This window comes from Shewanella sp. c952 (assembly GCF_019654975.1).
Taxonomy (GTDB): Bacteria; Pseudomonadota; Gammaproteobacteria; order Enterobacterales; family Shewanellaceae; genus Shewanella.
Genome location: NZ_BPEW01000116.1, coordinates 1 through 550 on the forward strand (window position 1 = coordinate 1; position 550 = coordinate 550).

1 pseudogene is annotated in these 550 nt (G+C 54.7%); it reads right to left on the reverse strand.

Annotated elements, in window-relative coordinates:
- Positions 1-390: 390 nt before the first annotated feature.
- Positions 391-550, reverse strand: a pseudogene (locus tag K5R16_RS22580) (cytochrome c); the annotation flags it as partial.

Below are 550 nucleotides of genomic sequence, written 5' to 3' on the forward strand. Positions count from 1 at the left end.
TTTTTTTTTTCAAGCAGAAGACGGCATACGAGATGCTCAGGAGTCTCGTGGGCTCGGGTGCGAAAGTCGCCGCTGATCTCCAGTCGATCGAGCGCCGTGTGCCGCTCTGTTTTGTCCACCCGGCTGTTGAGTATATCCAGCTCTTCGGTGATCTCCTGCAGTTGCTGTTTAAGCTCGCGGATCTTGGTGCTGTCATCCAGTTCTCCGGCCTGAAGCTGGGGGCTGCCGAGCAGAGCCAAACCCAGTGCCTGGGCCACCGCCAGTGCGATAAGAGTACGCATAGTTGATTCTCCTGACCGGCCTTGCCGGTCGTTTTCAGGCAGCAAGCAGCCCTGGGGTAACCCCATACTTGGCTTACTGACTGTTAATGAGTTAAGTGATTACGCGCTATCAACCGCAGGTCTGGGGTTGATCCGAGTCGGCGGCATGGTCGTACAGGAACTGTTGAATATCCTTGAGTTCCTGCTCAGTTAAAGGCTGAAACGCCTCGGGTTTGGCTTTGTGTTTGTCTCTGGCGAAGAATCTGTCCCATTGGCTCATGGTCTTGCTC